19 protein-coding genes are annotated in these 17477 nt (G+C 53.4%); 6 read left to right on the top strand and 13 right to left on the bottom strand.

Annotation, left to right across the window (positions count from 1 at the left end; translation table 11 throughout):
• Positions 1-80: 80 nt before the first annotated feature.
• Both ahpC and KVG88_RS01470 read right to left on the bottom strand, forming a co-directional pair.
• Entirely contained in the window at positions 81-644 is a 564-nt protein-coding gene (ahpC, locus tag KVG88_RS01475) for an alkyl hydroperoxide reductase subunit C (protein WP_007975937.1), read from the bottom strand.
• A gap of 195 nt (positions 645-839) precedes the next feature.
• Positions 840-1778, bottom strand: coding sequence for a site-specific integrase (locus KVG88_RS01470; protein WP_217870060.1), 939 nt, complete (start codon positions 1776-1778; stop codon positions 840-842).
• Between the two features lie 260 nt (positions 1779-2038).
• Here KVG88_RS01470 and KVG88_RS01465 point away from each other — a divergent pair, with 260 nt between their 5' ends.
• Positions 2039-3052 carry a DNA-binding protein gene (locus KVG88_RS01465; protein ID WP_217870059.1) on the top strand — a complete coding sequence of 338 codons (1014 nt, stop codon included), beginning with the start codon at positions 2039-2041 and terminating at the stop codon, positions 3050-3052.
• Here KVG88_RS01465 and gorA read toward each other — a convergent pair.
• The 9 genes from gorA to galU form a co-directional block, all read right to left on the bottom strand.
• Entirely contained in the window at positions 3049-4407 is a 1359-nt protein-coding gene (gene gorA / locus KVG88_RS01460; protein ID WP_217870058.1) for a glutathione-disulfide reductase, read from the bottom strand. The genes KVG88_RS01465 and gorA overlap by 4 nt on opposite strands.
• A gap of 91 nt (positions 4408-4498) precedes the next feature.
• A complete protein-coding gene (locus KVG88_RS01455) occupies positions 4499-6028 on the bottom strand; it encodes an MFS transporter (protein WP_225933834.1) in 1530 nt (509 codons plus the stop codon).
• Between the two features lie 95 nt (positions 6029-6123).
• Positions 6124-6996, bottom strand: a complete 873-nt coding sequence (locus KVG88_RS01450; protein ID WP_217870057.1) for a prephenate dehydrogenase dimerization domain-containing protein — start codon at positions 6994-6996, stop codon at positions 6124-6126.
• A complete protein-coding gene (gene pabB, locus KVG88_RS01445) occupies positions 6993-9062 on the bottom strand; it encodes an aminodeoxychorismate synthase component I (protein WP_217870056.1) in 2070 nt (689 codons plus the stop codon). Before pabB ends, KVG88_RS01450 begins: the two co-directional genes overlap by 4 nt.
• A 5-nt stretch (positions 9063-9067) precedes the next feature.
• The gene (locus KVG88_RS01440) at positions 9068-9394 is read right to left on the bottom strand and encodes a chorismate mutase (RefSeq protein WP_217870055.1); all 327 of its coding nucleotides are present in this window, start codon (positions 9392-9394) and stop codon (positions 9068-9070) included.
• A 43-nt stretch (positions 9395-9437) separates the two neighbouring features.
• Entirely contained in the window at positions 9438-10709 is a 1272-nt protein-coding gene (locus tag KVG88_RS01435; protein ID WP_217870054.1) for an aminotransferase class I/II-fold pyridoxal phosphate-dependent enzyme, read from the bottom strand.
• A gap of 22 nt (positions 10710-10731) precedes the next feature.
• Complete coding sequence (locus KVG88_RS01430) at positions 10732-11583, bottom strand: HemK/PrmC family methyltransferase (protein ID WP_217870053.1); 852 nt, start codon at positions 11581-11583, stop codon at positions 10732-10734.
• Complete coding sequence (locus tag KVG88_RS01425; RefSeq protein ID WP_217870052.1) at positions 11580-13013, bottom strand: NAD(P)/FAD-dependent oxidoreductase; 1434 nt, start codon at positions 13011-13013, stop codon at positions 11580-11582. Before KVG88_RS01425 ends, KVG88_RS01430 begins: the two co-directional genes overlap by 4 nt.
• 518 nt (positions 13014-13531) lie before the next feature.
• On the bottom strand, positions 13532-14371 hold the full coding sequence (gene galU, locus KVG88_RS01420) for a UTP--glucose-1-phosphate uridylyltransferase GalU (protein WP_008065368.1): 840 nt from the start codon (positions 14369-14371) through the stop codon (positions 13532-13534).
• Positions 14372-14662: 291 nt separating this feature from the next.
• Here galU and KVG88_RS01415 point away from each other — a divergent pair, with 291 nt between their 5' ends.
• Both KVG88_RS01415 and KVG88_RS01410 read left to right on the top strand, forming a co-directional pair.
• Positions 14663-14851, top strand: a complete 189-nt coding sequence (locus KVG88_RS01415) for a hypothetical protein (RefSeq protein ID WP_150702216.1) — start codon at positions 14663-14665, stop codon at positions 14849-14851.
• A gap of 139 nt (positions 14852-14990) precedes the next feature.
• A complete protein-coding gene (locus KVG88_RS01410; protein WP_150702215.1) occupies positions 14991-15272 on the top strand; it encodes a hypothetical protein in 282 nt (93 codons plus the stop codon).
• 15 nt (positions 15273-15287) lie between these two features.
• Here the strand turns inward: KVG88_RS01410 and KVG88_RS01405 are convergent, their stop codons facing one another.
• Together KVG88_RS01405 and KVG88_RS01400 are read right to left on the bottom strand one after the other, a co-directional pair.
• Positions 15288-15518, bottom strand: a complete 231-nt coding sequence (locus KVG88_RS01405) for a hypothetical protein (protein ID WP_150702214.1) — start codon at positions 15516-15518, stop codon at positions 15288-15290.
• A gap of 72 nt (positions 15519-15590) precedes the next feature.
• Positions 15591-15947 (bottom strand): hypothetical protein, encoded by a 357-nt coding sequence (locus KVG88_RS01400; RefSeq protein WP_150702213.1) that lies wholly within the window; start codon positions 15945-15947, stop codon positions 15591-15593.
• 199 nt (positions 15948-16146) lie between these two features.
• Between KVG88_RS01400 and KVG88_RS01395 the strand changes: the two genes are divergently transcribed.
• The 3 genes from KVG88_RS01395 (at position 16147) to KVG88_RS01385 (ending at position 17477) form a co-directional block, all read left to right on the top strand.
• Positions 16147-16449, top strand: a complete 303-nt coding sequence (locus tag KVG88_RS01395) for a DUF1883 domain-containing protein (RefSeq protein WP_007912251.1) — start codon at positions 16147-16149, stop codon at positions 16447-16449.
• Between the two features lie 29 nt (positions 16450-16478).
• Complete coding sequence (locus tag KVG88_RS01390) at positions 16479-16652, top strand: hypothetical protein (protein WP_191630475.1); 174 nt, start codon at positions 16479-16481, stop codon at positions 16650-16652.
• A gap of 120 nt (positions 16653-16772) precedes the next feature.
• Positions 16773-17477, top strand: coding sequence for a 2OG-Fe(II) oxygenase (locus tag KVG88_RS01385; RefSeq protein ID WP_150702212.1), 705 nt, complete (start codon positions 16773-16775; stop codon positions 17475-17477).

Below are 17477 nucleotides of genomic sequence, written 5' to 3'. Positions count from 1 at the left end.
TCTCGCCCGGGCGTTTTTATTGGGCGGTGCAGCTTGCTTAGAAGGTGCGGATGTCCGCCCTGATGAAGCGCGTCACAGACTTAGATCTTGCCGACCAGGTCCAGGGACGGCGCCAGAGTGGCCTCGCCTTCTTTCCACTTGGCTGGGCAAACCTGGCCTGGGTGAGCAGCAACGTACTGAGCAGCCTTGATTTTGCGCAGCAGCTCGGAAGCATCACGGCCTACACCGCCATCGTTCAGTTCAACGATTTTGATCTGGCCTTCTGGGTTGATCACGAAGGTGCCACGGTCGGCCAGACCAGCTTCTTCGATCAGCACGTCGAAGTTGCGGGAGATGGCGTGGGTTGGGTCGCCGATCATGGTGTACTGGATTTTGCCGATGGCTGGCGAAGTGTTGTGCCAGGCAGCGTGGGCGAAGTGAGTGTCGGTGGAAACACTGTAGATCTCGACGCCCAGTTTCTGGAATGCGTCGTAGTTGTCAGCCAGGTCTTCCAGCTCGGTTGGGCATACGAAGGTGAAGTCTGCTGGGTAGAAGAAAACGACAGACCACTTGCCTTTCAGGTCAGCGTCCGAGACTTTTACGAAGTCGCCGTTTTTGAATGCGTCAGCTTTGAACGGTTTTACTTGGCTGTTGATGATAGGCATCGTTGACTCTCCGTCAGGGGTTAAGAAGTTGATGGGAAGAACTTTACCTATCCAACCGCTCGATAGCTCATTGGCAAACCTGATGCTGCTGATTGGCTTTCGCTATTAGCCAACAGTATTAATAGAAGAAAACGGTATCTACGTTTTTTGTAGCAGCCGAACGCAGGCTTCGCCAGCTGCTACAGGTAGGAGGTGTTAGGGGTTCAGGGGTTTTTCTTCGAGGCGGGTCATGCCCAGAAATGGACTGGCTTCGATGTAGCGCATGGCCGACTTCATGTCCTTCCAGCCCACATAGCTCATCAACGACTTCAAGTCCCAACCGGCCTGATGCGCCCATGATGCAAAGCCGCGGCGTAACGAGTGACTGGTATAGAGCTCGGCATCGATGCCCGCGCGTTCCAAGGCTTGGCGCAACAGCGGGATCACACTGTTGGCATGCAGCCCCTCTTCACTCAGGTGCCCCCAGCGATCAATACCGCGGAACACCGGCCCGCGTACCATTGCCGCTTCGGTGATCCAGTCGATGTAGGCCTGAACCGGACACAAGCGTTGCAAGGCAGGCGTCTGGTAAGTCTTGCCGAGGTTTTCCCGATCACTCTTGCTGCGCGCAAGGTACAGAGTGATGCCCGATCCGGCGGTGGCCTGCACATGTTCGATCTGCACACGGCACAACTCATCGCTGCGAAACCCGCGCCAGAAGCCCAGCAGAATCAACGCACTGTCGCGCTTTGCCCGCAGCAAAGCGGGCCGATCACCTTCAGCCCTGGCAGTTACCGCTTCCTGTTCGAGCCAGCCAATCACTTTTTCCAGATGCTGCAACTGCAGTGGCTGCGCCTGTTTCTCTTGCGCAGGGTGCAATGCACGAATGCCTTTGAACACCTTGCGCACCACGGGCGCCTTCGTCGGGTCGGCAAATCCTTGGCTGTTGTGCCACTGCGCCAACGCTGACAGACGCAACTTGAGCGTATTGATCGACAGTACGCCCGCATGAGCAACCAGATAGCGCGCCACGCTGTCGCCGGTTGCCGGCAGGAACCCGCCCCAACTGACTTCGAAGTGCTCGATGGCCGCTCGATAGCTGCGACGGGTGTTGTCGCGTGTCGCAGCGTGAAGATAGCGGTCCAGCTCGCTCATCGTTATCAACCTTGCAATGGCCCTGTAGGAGTTGCCGCAGGCTGCGATCTTTTGACTGTGCTTGGGGGAGATCAAAAGATCGCTCCTACAGGGGCGTTTGGTGTACGGATTTAGAGTGATAGAGATGAAAAATTAGCTATCACACTGGGTAATACCAGTATATCCCGTGTTAAAACCATCTTGTATTTAACTTTTATTTTTGAATGGTACAATATGTATTCAGGTAGTACGTACCACATTACGAAATCGTAGGAGTAGTCATGGCCCGTGGCGGTGTAAACAAAGCAGTCGTGCAAGCGGCGCGTTTGGCGATTCTTGCCCGAGGTGAGAACCCGAGCATCGATGCAGTACGGATCGAGATGGGTAACACCGGCTCAAAAACCACGATTCATCGCTATCTAAAGGAATTGGATGACGGCGCCCAGCGTGTTGAAGCAGAGCCCGCCGAACCGATCGACGATGAGCTTCTGGCGCTGGTTACACGACTGGCGCAGCGCCTGAAAGAACAGGCGCAAGAGCCCATCGACCAGGCTCGCGAGCAGTTCGAGCAGCATCGCAAGACGCTGGAAGCCCAGCTGGCAGAGGCGCAGGAGACCAACAACGAGCTTCATGAGCAGTACGAAATCCAGAGCCTGGCGCTGACCCAGGAGCACGAAGCCCTGCAGGAAACCCTCGCCACCCTGCAAACCGAACAAACCCGCAACGCCGGGCTGAATCAGGCACTGGCCGACTTCGAATTGCGCTTGCAAGACAAGGATGAGCAGATCCGCTCTCTGGAAGAAAAACACCTGCATGCCCGCGATGCGCTGGAGCATTACCGCAATGCCGTGAAGGAGCAGCGCGAGCAGGAACACAGCCGCCATGAAGGGCAGGTGCAGCAATTGCAGATGGAGTTGCGTCAGGCGCAGCAAAGCGCGCTGGTGCGTCAGGACGAAATTACGCAGTTGCACCGCGACAACGAACGTTTACTGACCGAAAACCGCGGGACATTGCGCGAGCTGAGCCTGTTGCAGGATCAACTCAAGCACAGCAACAGTCGTCAGGACCAGCTACTGGAACAGGCAAACCGCGTCGATGCCGAGCGCACCCTCCTCCAGGAACGCTTGCGCGTAGCCCTGTTGGAAAGTCAGGCGCAAAAACAGAACATCGATGAACAATCTCAGATCAACAAGTCGCTGGAAATTGAACTGACCAAAACCCAGGCAGAGCTTGAAGAAAGCCTGCGCCTGGCCGCTGCTGTTGCAGCAGCGGCAGACGCGACCAAGGACGATTAACCCGCGACTGGCGTACGCATGGTGACGAACTCTTCGGCGGCCGTCGGGTGCACCCCGATGGTTTCGTCGAAGTGGCGCTTGGTGGCGCCCGCCTTCAAGGCGATCGCCAGGCCCTGGACGATTTCACCGGCATCCGGCCCAACCATGTGGCAGCCCAACACCTTGTCGGTCTTGGCATCCACCACCAGTTTCATCAGCGTGCGCTCCTGGCATTCAGTCAGGGTCAGCTTCATTGGCCGAAAACGGCTTTCGTAAACCTGCACCTCGTGACCGGCCTCGCGCGCTTCTTCTTCGGTTTGGCCAACGGTGCCGATGTTCGGCAGGCTGAACACCGCCGTCGGAATCATCTTGTAATCCACCGGACGATATTGCTCTGGCTTGAACAGGCGTCGCGCTATGGCCATGCCCTCTGCCAGGGCAACCGGTGTGAGTTGCACACGGCCAATCACATCGCCAAGGGCGAGGATTGATGGCTCAGCGGTCTGGTACAACTCGTCCACGTCGACAAAGCCTTTCTTGTCGAGTTTGACCGCGGTGTTTTCCAAGCCAAGGTTGTCCAGCATCGGGCGGCGGCCCGTCGCGTAGAACACGCAATCGGCTTCCAGTTGGCGACCGTCCTTGAGCGTCACTTTCAGGCTGCCATCGGCTTGTTTGTCGATGCGCTCGATGTCGGCGTTGAATTGCAGGTCCATGCCCCGCTTGGTCAGTTCTTCCTGCAAATGCTTGCGCACCGAACCGTCGAAGCCGCGCAGGAATAACTCACCGCGATACAGCAGCGTGGTCTGCGCACCCAGGCCATGGAAGATCCCGGCGAACTCGACTGCGATGTAACCACCACCCACTACCAGCACACGCTTGGGCAGCTCTTTGAGGAAGAACGCCTGATTGGAACTGATCGCGTGCTCATGCCCAGGAACGTCAGGGATCTGCGGCCAACCGCCGGTGGCGATCAGGATATTTTTGGCGGTATGGCGCTCGCCATTGATCTCGACCGTATGCGGATCAACGATTTTGGCGTGGCCTTCATGCAGGGTCACGCCACTGTTGACCAGCAGGTTGCGGTAGATGCCATTCAGGCGATTGATCTCGCGATCCTTGTTGGCGATCAGCGTTGGCCAATCAAACTGCGCTTCGTCCAGAGTCCAGCCGAAACCTGAAGCCTGCTCGAAATCCTCGGCAAAATGCGCGCCGTAGACCAGCAGTTTTTTCGGCACGCAGCCAACGTTCACACACGTACCGCCCAGATAGCGACTCTCGGCCACCGCCACCTTCGCGCCAAACCCGGCCGAAAACCGCGCAGCCCTCACACCACCAGAACCTGCACCAATCACATAAAGGTCAAAATCGTAGGCCATTTTCAATCTCCTCGGCAGGCCAACAGCATACCTGCGGACGGCCCCTGAGCAAGCATTGTGCTGAAATGCTTTGCCCAATCTTCGTTTTCGATCAATGCCCCTCTGCAAATTGCGTTTTCGATGTCCGCAGAGTGCGCCAAGCAATCAAAATCGCCATGAGTGCCAAACCGAACGTCACCCACGAAACCAAACCGATTCCACCTTCGAACGCCCTTCCCGCCTGCGCCATCAATTCCCTTGCTTGATCAACAGATAAGTCTGCCGCCACATGATAGGCGCCGGACAGCGTCTCACTCGCCAGCATCATCTGCACTTCGTTCAGGAACCCCGGAAGCTGCAATGCACCGCGATAGTAGGCAGTGACGACACCACCGAGCACTGTCGTCCCCAAAACTACACCGACTTCATAGGCTGTTTCGCTAATCGCAGACGCGGCACCCGCCTTTGCCGGCGGTGCGGCTGACAAAATCACATCGTTGGACGCCGTCGCGATCGCGCCCACGCCAATGTTCAGCAAGGCAAAAGCCACCACTAGAACGGTCAGGCTACTGCCCATGCTGGCGACCAGCAAAAAAGCAGCACCAGCAAACGCCATCAAAATCGGTATCAGCACATGCACCTGTAATCGCTGTGCGACAGGCACGACCGCCATCCCCACTACAATCGCCATGACCTGACCAGGAATCAACGCGAGACTAGCACTCAAGGGCGACATCTGAAGAACGATCTGCAGGAACTGAGCGGTAAAGAATACGAAGCCGACGAGAAATGCGAGACTCATCAAATTGATTGCGACAGAGCCGCTAAAGGTGCCACTGCGGAACAGAGTCAGGTCCATCAGCGGCACCGGCAGACGTAACTGTCGACACACAAACATCCAGCCCGCAACTGCGCCTACTACAGACGCTGTCAGCGTCATCCAGTCGAGACCATTACTTGCGCTGTGTTTAATGCCATAGACGATGGCACCAAGGGCAACCATCGATTGCAGAATGCTAAGCGGATCCAGCGGCCCTGAAGCATCTCGCTCGGATTCGGGCAACAACATTGGGCCCAATATCAGCAGTGGCACCAACACGGGCACCGCCAGCAGGAAAATCGCCCCCCAACTGAAGAACTCCAGCAATACACCGCCCACCAAAGGACCGAGTGCCGAACCTACTGTCAATGTCGTTGCCCAGATCGCGACTGCCAACCTGCGTTCTTCTCGGTCCTCGAACACCGAACGTATCAGCGCCAACGTTGAGGGCATCAGCATTGCACCGAAAACACCCATACAAGCTCGCCCGGCAATCAGTTGTGTGGCGGTATCGGAAAACGCGGTCAGCACCGAAATAATGGCGAAACCCAAAGACCCGACCAGTAACAACTTACGATGACCGAGTCGATCTCCCAGGCTACCCATCGACACCAGCAACCCCGCCAAGACCAGCGAATACGCATCGATCATCCACAACTGCTGGCTGGCGCTCGGACGTAGGGCCTCAGCGATCTTTGGCAACGCGAATCCAAGTACCGTATTGTCAATTGTTACCAGCAGTACTGGTAGCATCAGTACGCTTAAGCCAAACCAACGCTTTGATCTTGCTCCGCGGTGTATCGCCTCATTTATTAATGCCATGGGTAAAACTCCTTACTGCACACAAAAAAATTCACGGGACATTTTTCATTGCACCCGTGAAACCTTTCCTACGCGCTTCCTTGGCGAGGATTTAATCAGTTCAGCAATGAAAAAACGTGCTGACAATCGACGGCTCCAGAATTCAAACGACTGCCCAATGTATTTGAAACGCCTTTTAGGTCACGTCTGAACTCGTCGTAATCCTGATTACGGACATTTTTCATCAATCGTTCCATCCCTTCCGCCAGCGCAGCGCGCTGATGGCTGGCCTGGTCATTTTCTAGTTGTATGTCCCAGTAGACTTCAGGCGGACTCACCAGAACCCGGGACAATAACGCCATCATTGTGCGCATTGGAGGCGGCATTACCTCAAGAGCGCTTTCCAGATCTAGCGAAGACCTTGCCAACGCTAAACCGAACCCGAGAATTGCGGCATGGGGCAGCGCCTGACAGAGCGCCATGAGTTCATCATGTGCCACCGGTGTCATTCGCTTTATCTTCATCCCAGCCTCCATCAGGTGTTGCTCAATGAAAGTCGAAGGCGAGTCGCCGTCTTCTAGGCAAATTGCGACGGTGCGCCCCTGAACGGAGAGCTTGGGTGAAAACATCGGATTGACACCGACGAAAGGCTGCTGGTACGAGGTATCCTTCAATGCTCTGTAAAATGGCTCCTGAACAGAACAAGTCGGTATGAACACAACATCGCTCGAAACAGAGCCAACAACCCAAGGTATTGCCCGGATAGCCACGCTTTCAGGCAGCGCAAAGACCACTGCAACTACCCCTTGGAAGATGTGCTCGGTGTTGCTGAATGGGCTTGGGACATCAACTTCATAGAAGCCATTCTCCTGTTCCGAAGGCCTGCGATCCACCACCCGCACATCGTATCCATATTGCATAAGAATGCGGCTGATCAACGAACCAACCAAACCCGCCCCACCCAATACGACAACCGTGTCGCTCATCATGATTCGCTCCCTGCGACAAAACTGTAATAAGGCACGCTAGCTTTGACCAAAGTTTCTTCAAGTTCTTGCTGTGGATCGGAGTGCGCAACGATCGCACCACCAATTCCAAATTTCGCCTCGTTACCCTGCAGCACTGCTGTTCTGATGACAATACTCAGTTCCGCTCCACCACTAAAAGATAACCAGCCTAATGCGCCTGAGTAGACACCGCGGGCAGAAGACTCCAATACGTCAATAATTTCCATCGTGCGCTTCTTCGGAGCTCCCGTCATTGAACCGCCTGGGAAACAGGCCCGAATAGCTTCAATCGTTGAAATATCCGAACGAAGGTGCCCACGAACCGTTGATACCAGTTGGTGAACCGAAGAAAAGCTTTCCACTGAGAAAATCTCAGGAACATGAACGCTGCCTGGACGGCACACTTGATTCAAATCATGGCGCACTAAATCGACAATCATTAGGTTTTCGGCCCTGTCCTTGGCCGAGCTGCATAGCTCATTGCGTAGTACTTGGTCCTCTGCGAATTGTTTACTGCGCGGCCTGGTTCCCTTGATCGGTCTGGATTCGATCAAGCCGCTGTCATCGATCCTGAGAAAGGTTTCGGGCGAAGCGCTCAATACTGAAAATCCTGCAAACGAGAGATAGGCGCCGTAAGGTACGGGGCTGGCCTGGCGCATTCGCCGATAAGCACTCAAAGGCGCACCGCCGTACGCCATTTTTGCCCTGTTGGTCAGACAGATCTCATACGACTCTCCATCAGTGATGTACTTGAGAGATTGATTGATCTTACTGATGTAATCATCTGGCCCGTCCTCAAGCGAGAGCTTCAGTTGATCTACAGCACCTGGAATAAACGTAGTGCAATGACCTGTTGAATCATCATTACGTTTGAGAAAATCTGGTAAGGACGGCCAAACAACAGCATCTCCAGTCGCAGTCATCATGCATTCATAGGTTTTGTCTTCATGATGATCAAAGACAAAGAAATGTGGCGCAAACATAAAAGAAGCATCCGGATAAACCGAACGATAAGTTTTGCGTCCACCCGCTAGTGCTTTCAACTCGTAACCGAGGTAGCCGACAAAACCACCCTTGAAAACAAACGGCAAGTACTGTGGGGTTGCCACCTGCACAGATTCGAAGATCTGTGCAGTCAGTGTAAAAAAGTCTCCTTTGATGCTTTTTTTACCTTTGGGGCCCTCAAGTTTCAGACACTCATCGTTGACATCGTACTCAAGTCTTATCGCTCCTTGTGTATCCCCGCTGCCCATGATCGAGTAGCGGGCATTAGGTCTTTCCGACTTCTCGCTGTCTAACCAAAAAGCATGACGATCATCTGCATAGAGCGTTGAAAATACTGATTGTGGATCCGTGCATTCAGAGAACTCGCGATAGGCAAGCTGCATATTCAGCATCCCCCCTATTGCGACGAATGCATTTTTTGACGACGTACATTCCGTGTCGGACTCTAAGCGAGCTCTAATACTGTCGTTATGTTCTAGTGCCATGCGTATGAAGTTGCTCAACAGCGCATGGCCATATTCTGAATCGATGGATTCGGGGTGGAACTGGACACCCCAAACCGGTCTGGTGACGTGTTCGATTGCCATGATCACACCTTCTGACGTCCAGGCCGTACATTGGAGTTCTGCTGGTAGGCTTGTACACATCAACGAATGGTATCTGACCACTTCGAACTGATCCGGCAAATCTCGGAAGAGCCTTTTACCTGAATGAGTAATGCGACTGCGGTAGCCGTGCACAGGGTTGGGAGCGTGCCCCACCGTCCCCCCAAGAAATTGAGCGATGCCTTGGTGTCCCAGACAAATACCAAGCAACGGGACAGGAGAATGGAGAATGACGTCACCGCAAACACCAAAATCCCCCTCATCTCCAGGGTGCCCTGGACCAGGCGATAGCACTACAGCGTCATATTTTCCAACGTCCAATTCATCGTACCGGATGGTATTTTTGACTACATCTGCGCAAATGCCTGTCACCTCATACAAATACTGAGCGATGTTCTGGGTGAAGGAATCGAAGTTATCAATCAGCAATATTTTCATGAGGGTTACTCCGGGGCCAGACACTGATTGATCAGGACGTCTTCCTGAATACACGTCTCTTCTATAATCAGTTTGAATATCGACTCGGTATATTCCGGCCTCAATCCCACCGCCTCCGATTTAGTCTTAATCATATCGAGCACGTAGGAAATTCGTCCGGGTTGCATCATCGCAATGCCATGAGCGGCTTTGAGTTCGGCAATGTCCATACACACCTTCATTCGCTCAGAAAGCAGGTCGACAACTTGCAAATTTATCAAGTCAAGCCGCTCCCGCTGCGGCTGCAAAATGTTAGACGTGCCTGTCTGTGATAACTGTCCCTGCTGCTTCATCTTTTGCACCTCCGTTAGCCAATTTCTGGAAGAGAGTCGTCAGTCAGGCGTGATCCTGCTGATTGATAGCAGGCGTCCATAACCCTTTGCTCGTCATAGCCTCCAGAGCCCCCCCTAATAACCTGATGTCTTTGTCGCTGTGGCTTGCTGATATCGCAAAACGCAACATCGCTTTGCCTTTGGCAATAATTGGATAAAACACCGGGAAGAGCAGCATGCCTTGCTCACGCAGGGTTCTCGCCGCCTGCAAACCGGCCTCCTCTGTTTCAAAGAAGGCTCCTCTGACAGGTGACTGAATACCTGCGTTGAGCAATCGGTTATCGGTGAGGGAATCCAAAAGACCAACGTTTTCCCAAAGTCGCCGTTGCAGCACATTGAGTTCTTCACTGAGATGGATTTTCGCCGAGGCAACGTTCGCCGCCAGCATGGGCACCATAATGGAATGACCAAATATCAGTGGATTCGCTAGGGTTCGGATAACTTCAATATCCCGTGGATCCGAAACCACGACAAAACCACCGGAACCGCCAAAGGCCTTGGAGAGAGACCCAGCCAGAATAATATTCGCTGGTAACGAGTGATCAAACGCTGAAAAGGCATATCCCGCACCATGACGTCCGACGATAGAAATACCATGGGCGTCGTCTACGTATATATATCCCCGCGCCGACTCTAACTGCCGTGAGAGCTCGGGGATGGGTACAAGACCACTCATCGAACCAATTCCGTCGATCAAGAGCACAGGAGTCTCACCTTTGTCGGTGCATTCTTTCAGCGCGGTGGTCAGAGATTCTGGATTGGTAGATTCAACTCTAGAAACAGGTCCGAACTGCCCCAAAATACCCCTAAGCACCTGCATCGAAGCATGGGCAGTTTTGTCCATCAGCCAGTGGATGCGTTTGTTGACCGGATACCTACTCAACGAACCACTCCCCAGCAACGGTAAAACACCTAAATGGACGCTGCTGGTAGAGGTGAACACCGCGACGCCGTTGCCTCTGTAAACCTGACCAAGCAACTCCTCCAGTTGAGGCAGGTAACTCGGGCGCATTGCACTTCGAGAAGACGACAGGTGCAGTCCGGAAGTTTCCATAGCTTGGTGTGCGGCGTCGATCAATGCAGAATGGGTCTCTAAGCCCAAGTACGAACAGGAAACGAACTCTGTGAACGTACCTTCGTCTTGCAAGGTAATATATTTACCCACCCGACTCGCAACGGTAAAACCTGTCAGCCCTTCCTCGTAAGCCTTCGCCAGTGCATCAGTAGTATTACCGCGACGAACGCTCATCCAGTCTTGTTTAGTTTGCGCATCCATTGCTAAAACTCCTTTATGAAAATCAACGAGATTTGCTTCCGACGGTCATTACTGAACTGCCAGACGCGTCGGACATCTCCTTATCGATTACCGTCTGTATATTTATCAACTGACTCTGCTTAAGCAGTTCGCGTACTGCTTGGGCCTGCTCCTCGCCATGCTCAATGACTAGCCAACCTTCGCGACTTAGTAGTTGGTGCGCGAGCGAGATGATTTGCCGTATCAGTTCAAGACCATCGGCCCCGGAATAGACTGATGCCTGTGGATGGTGATCACTCCATTCAGGCAGTAACTCTTGGGACTGTGGGACGTACGGAGGATTAGCGACAATCAAACCCACTTGATGTGTGAATCGTGTAAATGCATGTTCGTCGCGAATGTCTGCCTGCAAGTGATTGACCCGTACCCCCTTGCAAGCAATCCGGTCGATGTTGCGCTTGAGGTACTGCACCGCTATCTCATCAAACTCCACGCATGTCACTTTCAAATCTGGTCTGCGCCGTGCGATCGCCAAACCAATCGCGCCACTTCCGGCACACAAATCGAGAACACTCGCTCCCGGTCGCAGCGCAGTGCTGGCCTCCAGCCATTTGTGAATGATTTTGCTGTGAGGACGGGGGATAAACACGCCGCTACCTACCACCAATGGCATTTCGTCAAACTCCACCATGCCAACAATATGCCCGAGAGGAATTCGGTTACATCGCTCTTGAACCGCCAACATAAATTCTTCGATCGCACGACCCTTATCCACCCGTTCGATATAGCGATCTATAAGACAACTCAAATCTTCCTCCAAGTCCCAGACACCAGATTCCTGCAACATGGCCCGCGCTTGATTAATAGCAAGATACTCACGATCAGTAAGACTCATGACCACTCCTTGTAATACTGCGAAAGTCTTTTCAAGATTGACTCATAAAGATAGGAGAATGCCACCAGCTCCGGCGGAGGGGTAAATGACGGATGCAAGTCATTTATTAGCTGTTCATAATTACGCGACAGCCCTTCATCCAACAAAGGAAACCAATAAGGCTTTATATTCCAACGATACTCATATCCAGTGGCAAACATCTGCTGTACCGTTTCCCTGACTGTATGCTCGCGGGTAAACCCAGATAGAGGAGCACGAACTGGCTTGAAAGGGCTAAGATCTAGATCAGGAGTCTCTACATCGGACAGGCAATCAGCTATATACCGCGCCAACAATGGTGATTGGTGCAGTCCATCTCGGTAGGTACCTGTTGCGAGCCAAAGACCTTCGATGCAGCACTCGCCAATCAATGGAAAACCATCTGCTGGAATTGGTCTATTACCAACTTGTATAGAAATTATTTCTGCGCCATGAAGGTCCAGGTTCAATTGATCAACAGCACAATCAAGCAAAAACTGAACATCTGATATGAGAGCCTGTTGCTTTGGCTGCTCCGAAATAATGTTAGTTGCCCCCAGATACAACACCCCATCCCCACGAGGGACACAGTGTAAGCCGCATGCAAAGGCACGATTTGGCGTCCGTATGACCGAGCTCGGCAAATCAACCCCTTCTGGCATCTTTACGAGAATGGAGACGCCATAACCACTGAACAGCGGTGGAATTCTCTTTACGAGCTCATCGAAATCACTGAGCAAATCCAGAGATTGAACGCCTGCGGCAACCACAACCTTCCTTGCCCAGAGAACCTCCCCACTGCACAACTCGACACCCGTTGCTACCCCACTCTCAGCCAACACTCGCTTAGCATTCTCATTTTTCAGCGTGCCGCCTTCGGTGACAAATGCCGCATCCAGTTTCTCCAGTAAAAGATGCGAATTCACTGAGTGTTCGTTTGGTATGTACAACCCCCGCAGAGGGCGAACCAAGTGATTGGGCTTAAGCCACTCCATATTACGTGGTTCAACAACTTCGAACGGCTCACCATACTCACGAAGGGTACTCTCGATGGTGTCGTAGTTAACGCTGTCCACTTCATCCATGCCAGCGGTATTGAGCAGCACATGGGTCCCAATAGCGCTAAATAACGAACTAGAATCACGAGAAGAAATTGCCAAGCGCTCCGCCCAACTTGACCACAGGTGTTGGGCTTGTCGGTCCATATCTAGTTTTAATCGACCATGATCACTCGAAAGTAGACCGCTTGTTACCTCCCCGAAACATCCATTCATTGCCCCTGCAGCTTTTGAGGCTGCATTTGTACGATCCGTCTCACCTATGCGACATACGTTTAAACCTCGTGTTGATAGCTCATATGCAATTGAACCACCAACTGCTCCTGCACCTACGACAATAACGTCGAATTCCATGTATACCTCGAACCGTCACCAGCAACGGAGAAATAAATTATTAATCAGAAAACAATTCATTTCTATGACTTCATTACATCTCAATTCAATATGCAGATTATTTCATGTTGTGTCCACGTTACAAATGGACACATATACATGCATGGCGTAGGAATAAGCTTTCAGACAACAGGAGGCAAGCAATATAAACACGACGAATGAAATTCAGATACTACTAGCGCCATTCCTTAATTTTTGCGTACACACGCACTCAGCAAAACAAACAACTTACTGGGCGCCCTCTTTGCTAAAGAAATCCAGCAATAAATATCGGATAACGTCAATTTTTGGCCTGAATTATTTTAAACGAGTGAGGTATCCGCTTCGCGCGATGGGCAATAGACGATATAAATATTTTTAAGTTTTTTCTTTCGATGCGTAAAATAAAACGCCCCGAACAAGTCGGGGCGTTTTCTTAGCTCTCACCGATGCTTTACACAGCGTGAGATTATCTTTCAGTACAAGCAACTAAGGCGCTATCAGTAAGCCTTACCCGTCTTGTAGAAGTTCTCGAAGCAGAAGTTGGTCGCGTCGATGTAGCCTTCGGCGCCGCCGCAGTCGAAACGCTTGCCTTTGAACTTGTAGGCCATTACGCAGCCGTTCTGGGCTTGTTTCATCAGGGCGTCGGTGATCTGGATTTCGCCGCCCTTGCCTGGCTCGGTTTGTTCGATCAGGTCGAAGATGTCCGGGGTCAGGATGTAGCGACCGATGATGGCCAGGTTCGATGGGGCATCTTCCGGCTTTGGTTTTTCAACCATGCTGTGGACGCGGTAGATGTCGTCGCGGATCATCTCGCCGGCGATTACGCCGTACTTGTTGGTTTCTTGCGGATCGACTTCCTGGATGGCCACGATCGAGCAGCGGAACTGCTTGTACAGTTTGACCATCTGGGTCAGTACGCCGTCGCCTTCGAGGTTGACGCACAAGTCGTCCGCCAGTACCACGGCGAAAGGTTCGTCACCGATCAGTGGGCGACCGGTCAGGATGGCGTGGCCCAGACCTTTCATTTCGGTCTGGCGGGTATAGGAGAACGAGCAGTTGTCGAGCAACTTGCGGATACCGACCAGGTATTTTTCCTTGTCGGTGCCTTTGATCTGGTTTTCCAGCTCGTAGCTGATGTCGAAGTGGTCTTCCAGGGCGCGCTTGCCACGACCGGTGACGATGGAGATTTCGGTCAACCCGGCATCCAGTGCTTCTTCGACGCCGTACTGGATCAGTGGCTTGTTTACCACCGGCAGCATTTCTTTGGGCATGGCTTTAGTCGCTGGCAGGAAGCGAGTACCGTAACCGGCTGCTGGGAACAAGCATTTCTTGATCATATAAGTCCTTGAAAGGGCTGTGTGTACGAGTTTCGGCGCAGTCTAATCAGGCGGCGGGCACCTTACAATGCCCCGCGCTGGCTAACCGATGTCAACATAGAGAAATATTCGCACGGATAGTTCCGCACAGATCCGCGCAGATCGCTGCGCCGCCCCTTATTGATAGCAGAGACCGGCCAACTTGCACGGTTATCATTTGTCGGCAAACGAACCCACCCTACACCCATTGGCACCCGTCAGGTGCGTTTGGCGCTATCATGGCGCACTTGAACCAGCCAACGAGGCAGATAGATGTCGGCAGCAAAAAGCGTCAACGGGTACTTGATCAACAAGGCGAAAGACGGCCAATGGTGGGTAGACAGCGCGAGCGGCGAGAACATTGCCGGGCCTTTCCCTACCGAAGCCATGGCGGTCGAAGTGGCATCGGTGTTGCAGCTTGAACACCCAGAACCCAAGCGTCGCGGCAAGGACAAGAACTGATCGAGGCCTGACACGCCCGCAGCCCTGCCAATGCGCAGGGCTTTTTTTGTGCTGCCGTGCAAGAAGTGGCCTTTGGCTATAACCTTTTGCCAGCCGCGCTGTCACAGCATTTGCCCACCCTCCTGATGACGACTACGACATGACAAAATTTTTGCCGCTGATTGCAGTACTGGCCCTCGGTGGCTGCGCAACATCCGAAACCACCTACCTGAACAACGGCGAGCAAGGCCTGTCGATCGATTGCTCTGGAGAAGCCAACTCCTGGGCCGCATGCTATGAGAAGGCCGACGCCTCTTGCGCCGGCACCGGCTACCGCATCGTCGGTACCGATGGCACGCCGTCCCTCAAGGAAAGTGACAAGACCCTGGGCGTCGATGTCGGCAACTTCAAAAACCGCAGCGTGGTGGTGGTCTGCAAGTAAGGCGCCCTGCTCGCCTTACATGTGGATTTCGGCGAACTTGATCCCGAGGCCGCGCACGGTCTCGATCAGTTCGTCGAGGCTGCTGAAGGATTCGACTTCATCATTTTCATCAACCAGGAAAAAACTGCGCCCGGCGCTTTTCTTGAAAAAAACGATCCATTCACCCGGATTGGCCGGATTCTGAATCACATGGGTCGCAGAGATAAGTCCCTCTGCGTGCCGCTCCCGTACTCGCTCTCGCTTCATGCCCGACTCCAGAAATGACAATGCCGCCAAAGCGTTGCTTTGACGGCATCAGTGCTCACGGTCGACAGTTTATCAGCCAGAAATGCAGGCCGTGGCGGCATTGCGAACATCCCAAGGGCGCAGCGGCACATTGGAGATACGCTCATGCAACTTGATGCTACTGCCACCGGAGCGCTCTTCGATATCAAACACGGCAGCCGGACCGGATGAAAGCTTCTGCGGAACGATTACCCGTACACCGTCCTTCTGCGGTTCGACTTGCAAGGCGCCACGACTGCTGGCGAGCTTTTCGCTCAGGCATTGCGCGTACTCATGGGGTTTCTTGCCTGAAATCACACTCATGGTGGGCAACGACTCGTTGATGTCCGAGACGCTTGCACAACCACTCAATGCCAATACCAATGGCAAGACCGACGCACCCCACTTCATACAAAACCTCCGATAAAGACCCTCCGACAGCACCAATGCGGTTTTTCTCCGAGGAGCGGCGCATTTATCTCTCACCGAATGCGAAATAACTGTTTTTAATTGTCAAAGCGCAGCCCGGTGGCCGGATTTTACGACGTCAGGGCTGATAAACTGCGCCCATCGTTTTGATTTTGTAGCAAAAGCCCTTCTGGAGGCGCCCATGAAATTTATCCACCAGCGCGAGCACCTCAACGAAGACGACATCGTCGTCATTCAATGCTCGCAGATGTGCAACATCCGTTTGATGAACGACGCCAACTTCCGCAGCTTCAAAAATGGCGGCCGTCACACTTACCACGGCGGCGCGTTCGACACGTTCCCCGCCCGCATCACCGCGCCGAGCACCGGTTTCTGGAACATCACCATCGACACCGTCAACCGTCGGGCGATCAGCGTGACCCGCAAGCCGACCTTGACCCATTCGATCAAGATTATCCGCCGCTCCAGCACAAAACTGAGCTGAGTGACGCTTCACTACGCACAAAGACAGGTATGACCGTGGCTCAAACGACCAAATACGTCATCAAGTACAAACTCAACGGCGAACGCCGCTTCGAATTTGCCCAGCTCGAAAACGGTACGGCCGAAGAAGCCAAAGCCGCCCTGGATGCCATCCATGGGCAGGACGACGTGATCAGCGAAATCAGTGTCAGCAAAGCGCTGTAATACTGTGTGGGGCGACAACAAGGACGTCGGCTCCCCAAGAAAATTCGACCGCAAGTGTCGGAGTGTTTGCTCCTTCAGCGCACATTAGACTCGCCACCTCAAAAAACGTGAGGCCTGGCAATGAGCGAGCAATTTCTGGACAAGCTGGACTGGCCGCAGCTGGAACAGCAACTCGATGCTGATGGCTGCGCGCTCATCACGTCGATGTTGAGCCACAAGGCCTGTGATGAAATCAGCGCCTTGTATGCCCAATCCGAGCCCTTCCGCTCACAAGTGATCATGGCCCGCCACGGATTTGGCCGTGGCGAGTACAAATACTTCCGCTACCCACTGCCCGATCTCTTGTTGCGCTTACGCAGCGCGCTGTACCCACGACTGGCACCTATCGCCAATCGCTGGCATGAGCAGATGGGGTTGCCCAGCCGATTCCCACCGACGCATGATGTTTTTCTCGAACGCTGCCATGCCGCCGGACAGCAACGGCCAACGCCTTTACTTTTGCAATACGGGCCGCAGGACTACAACTGCTTGCATCAGGACCTGTACGGCGAGCATGTTTTCCCACTGCAAGTGGCGATTCTGCTGTCGGAGCCCGGGGAAGATTTCACCGGTGGCGAATTCGTGATGACCGAGCAGCGTCCGCGCATGCAGTCACGCCCACTGGTGATGGGCTTGAGGAAAGGCGACGCGTTGGTGTTTGCGGTCAATCAGCGTCCGGTCAAAGGCGTTCGCGGTTACTACCGTGTCACCATGCGTCACGGCGTCAGCCGCTTGCACAGTGGAAAGCGACATACTTTAGGAATCATCTTTCACGATGCGTTATGA

The organism is Pseudomonas azerbaijanoccidentalis, from assembly GCF_019145495.1.
GTDB classification, from domain to species: domain Bacteria; phylum Pseudomonadota; class Gammaproteobacteria; order Pseudomonadales; family Pseudomonadaceae; genus Aquipseudomonas; species Aquipseudomonas azerbaijanoccidentalis.
The sequence above is the reverse complement of the archived record's forward strand: the minus strand, read 5'-3'. Positions and strand labels throughout refer to the sequence as shown.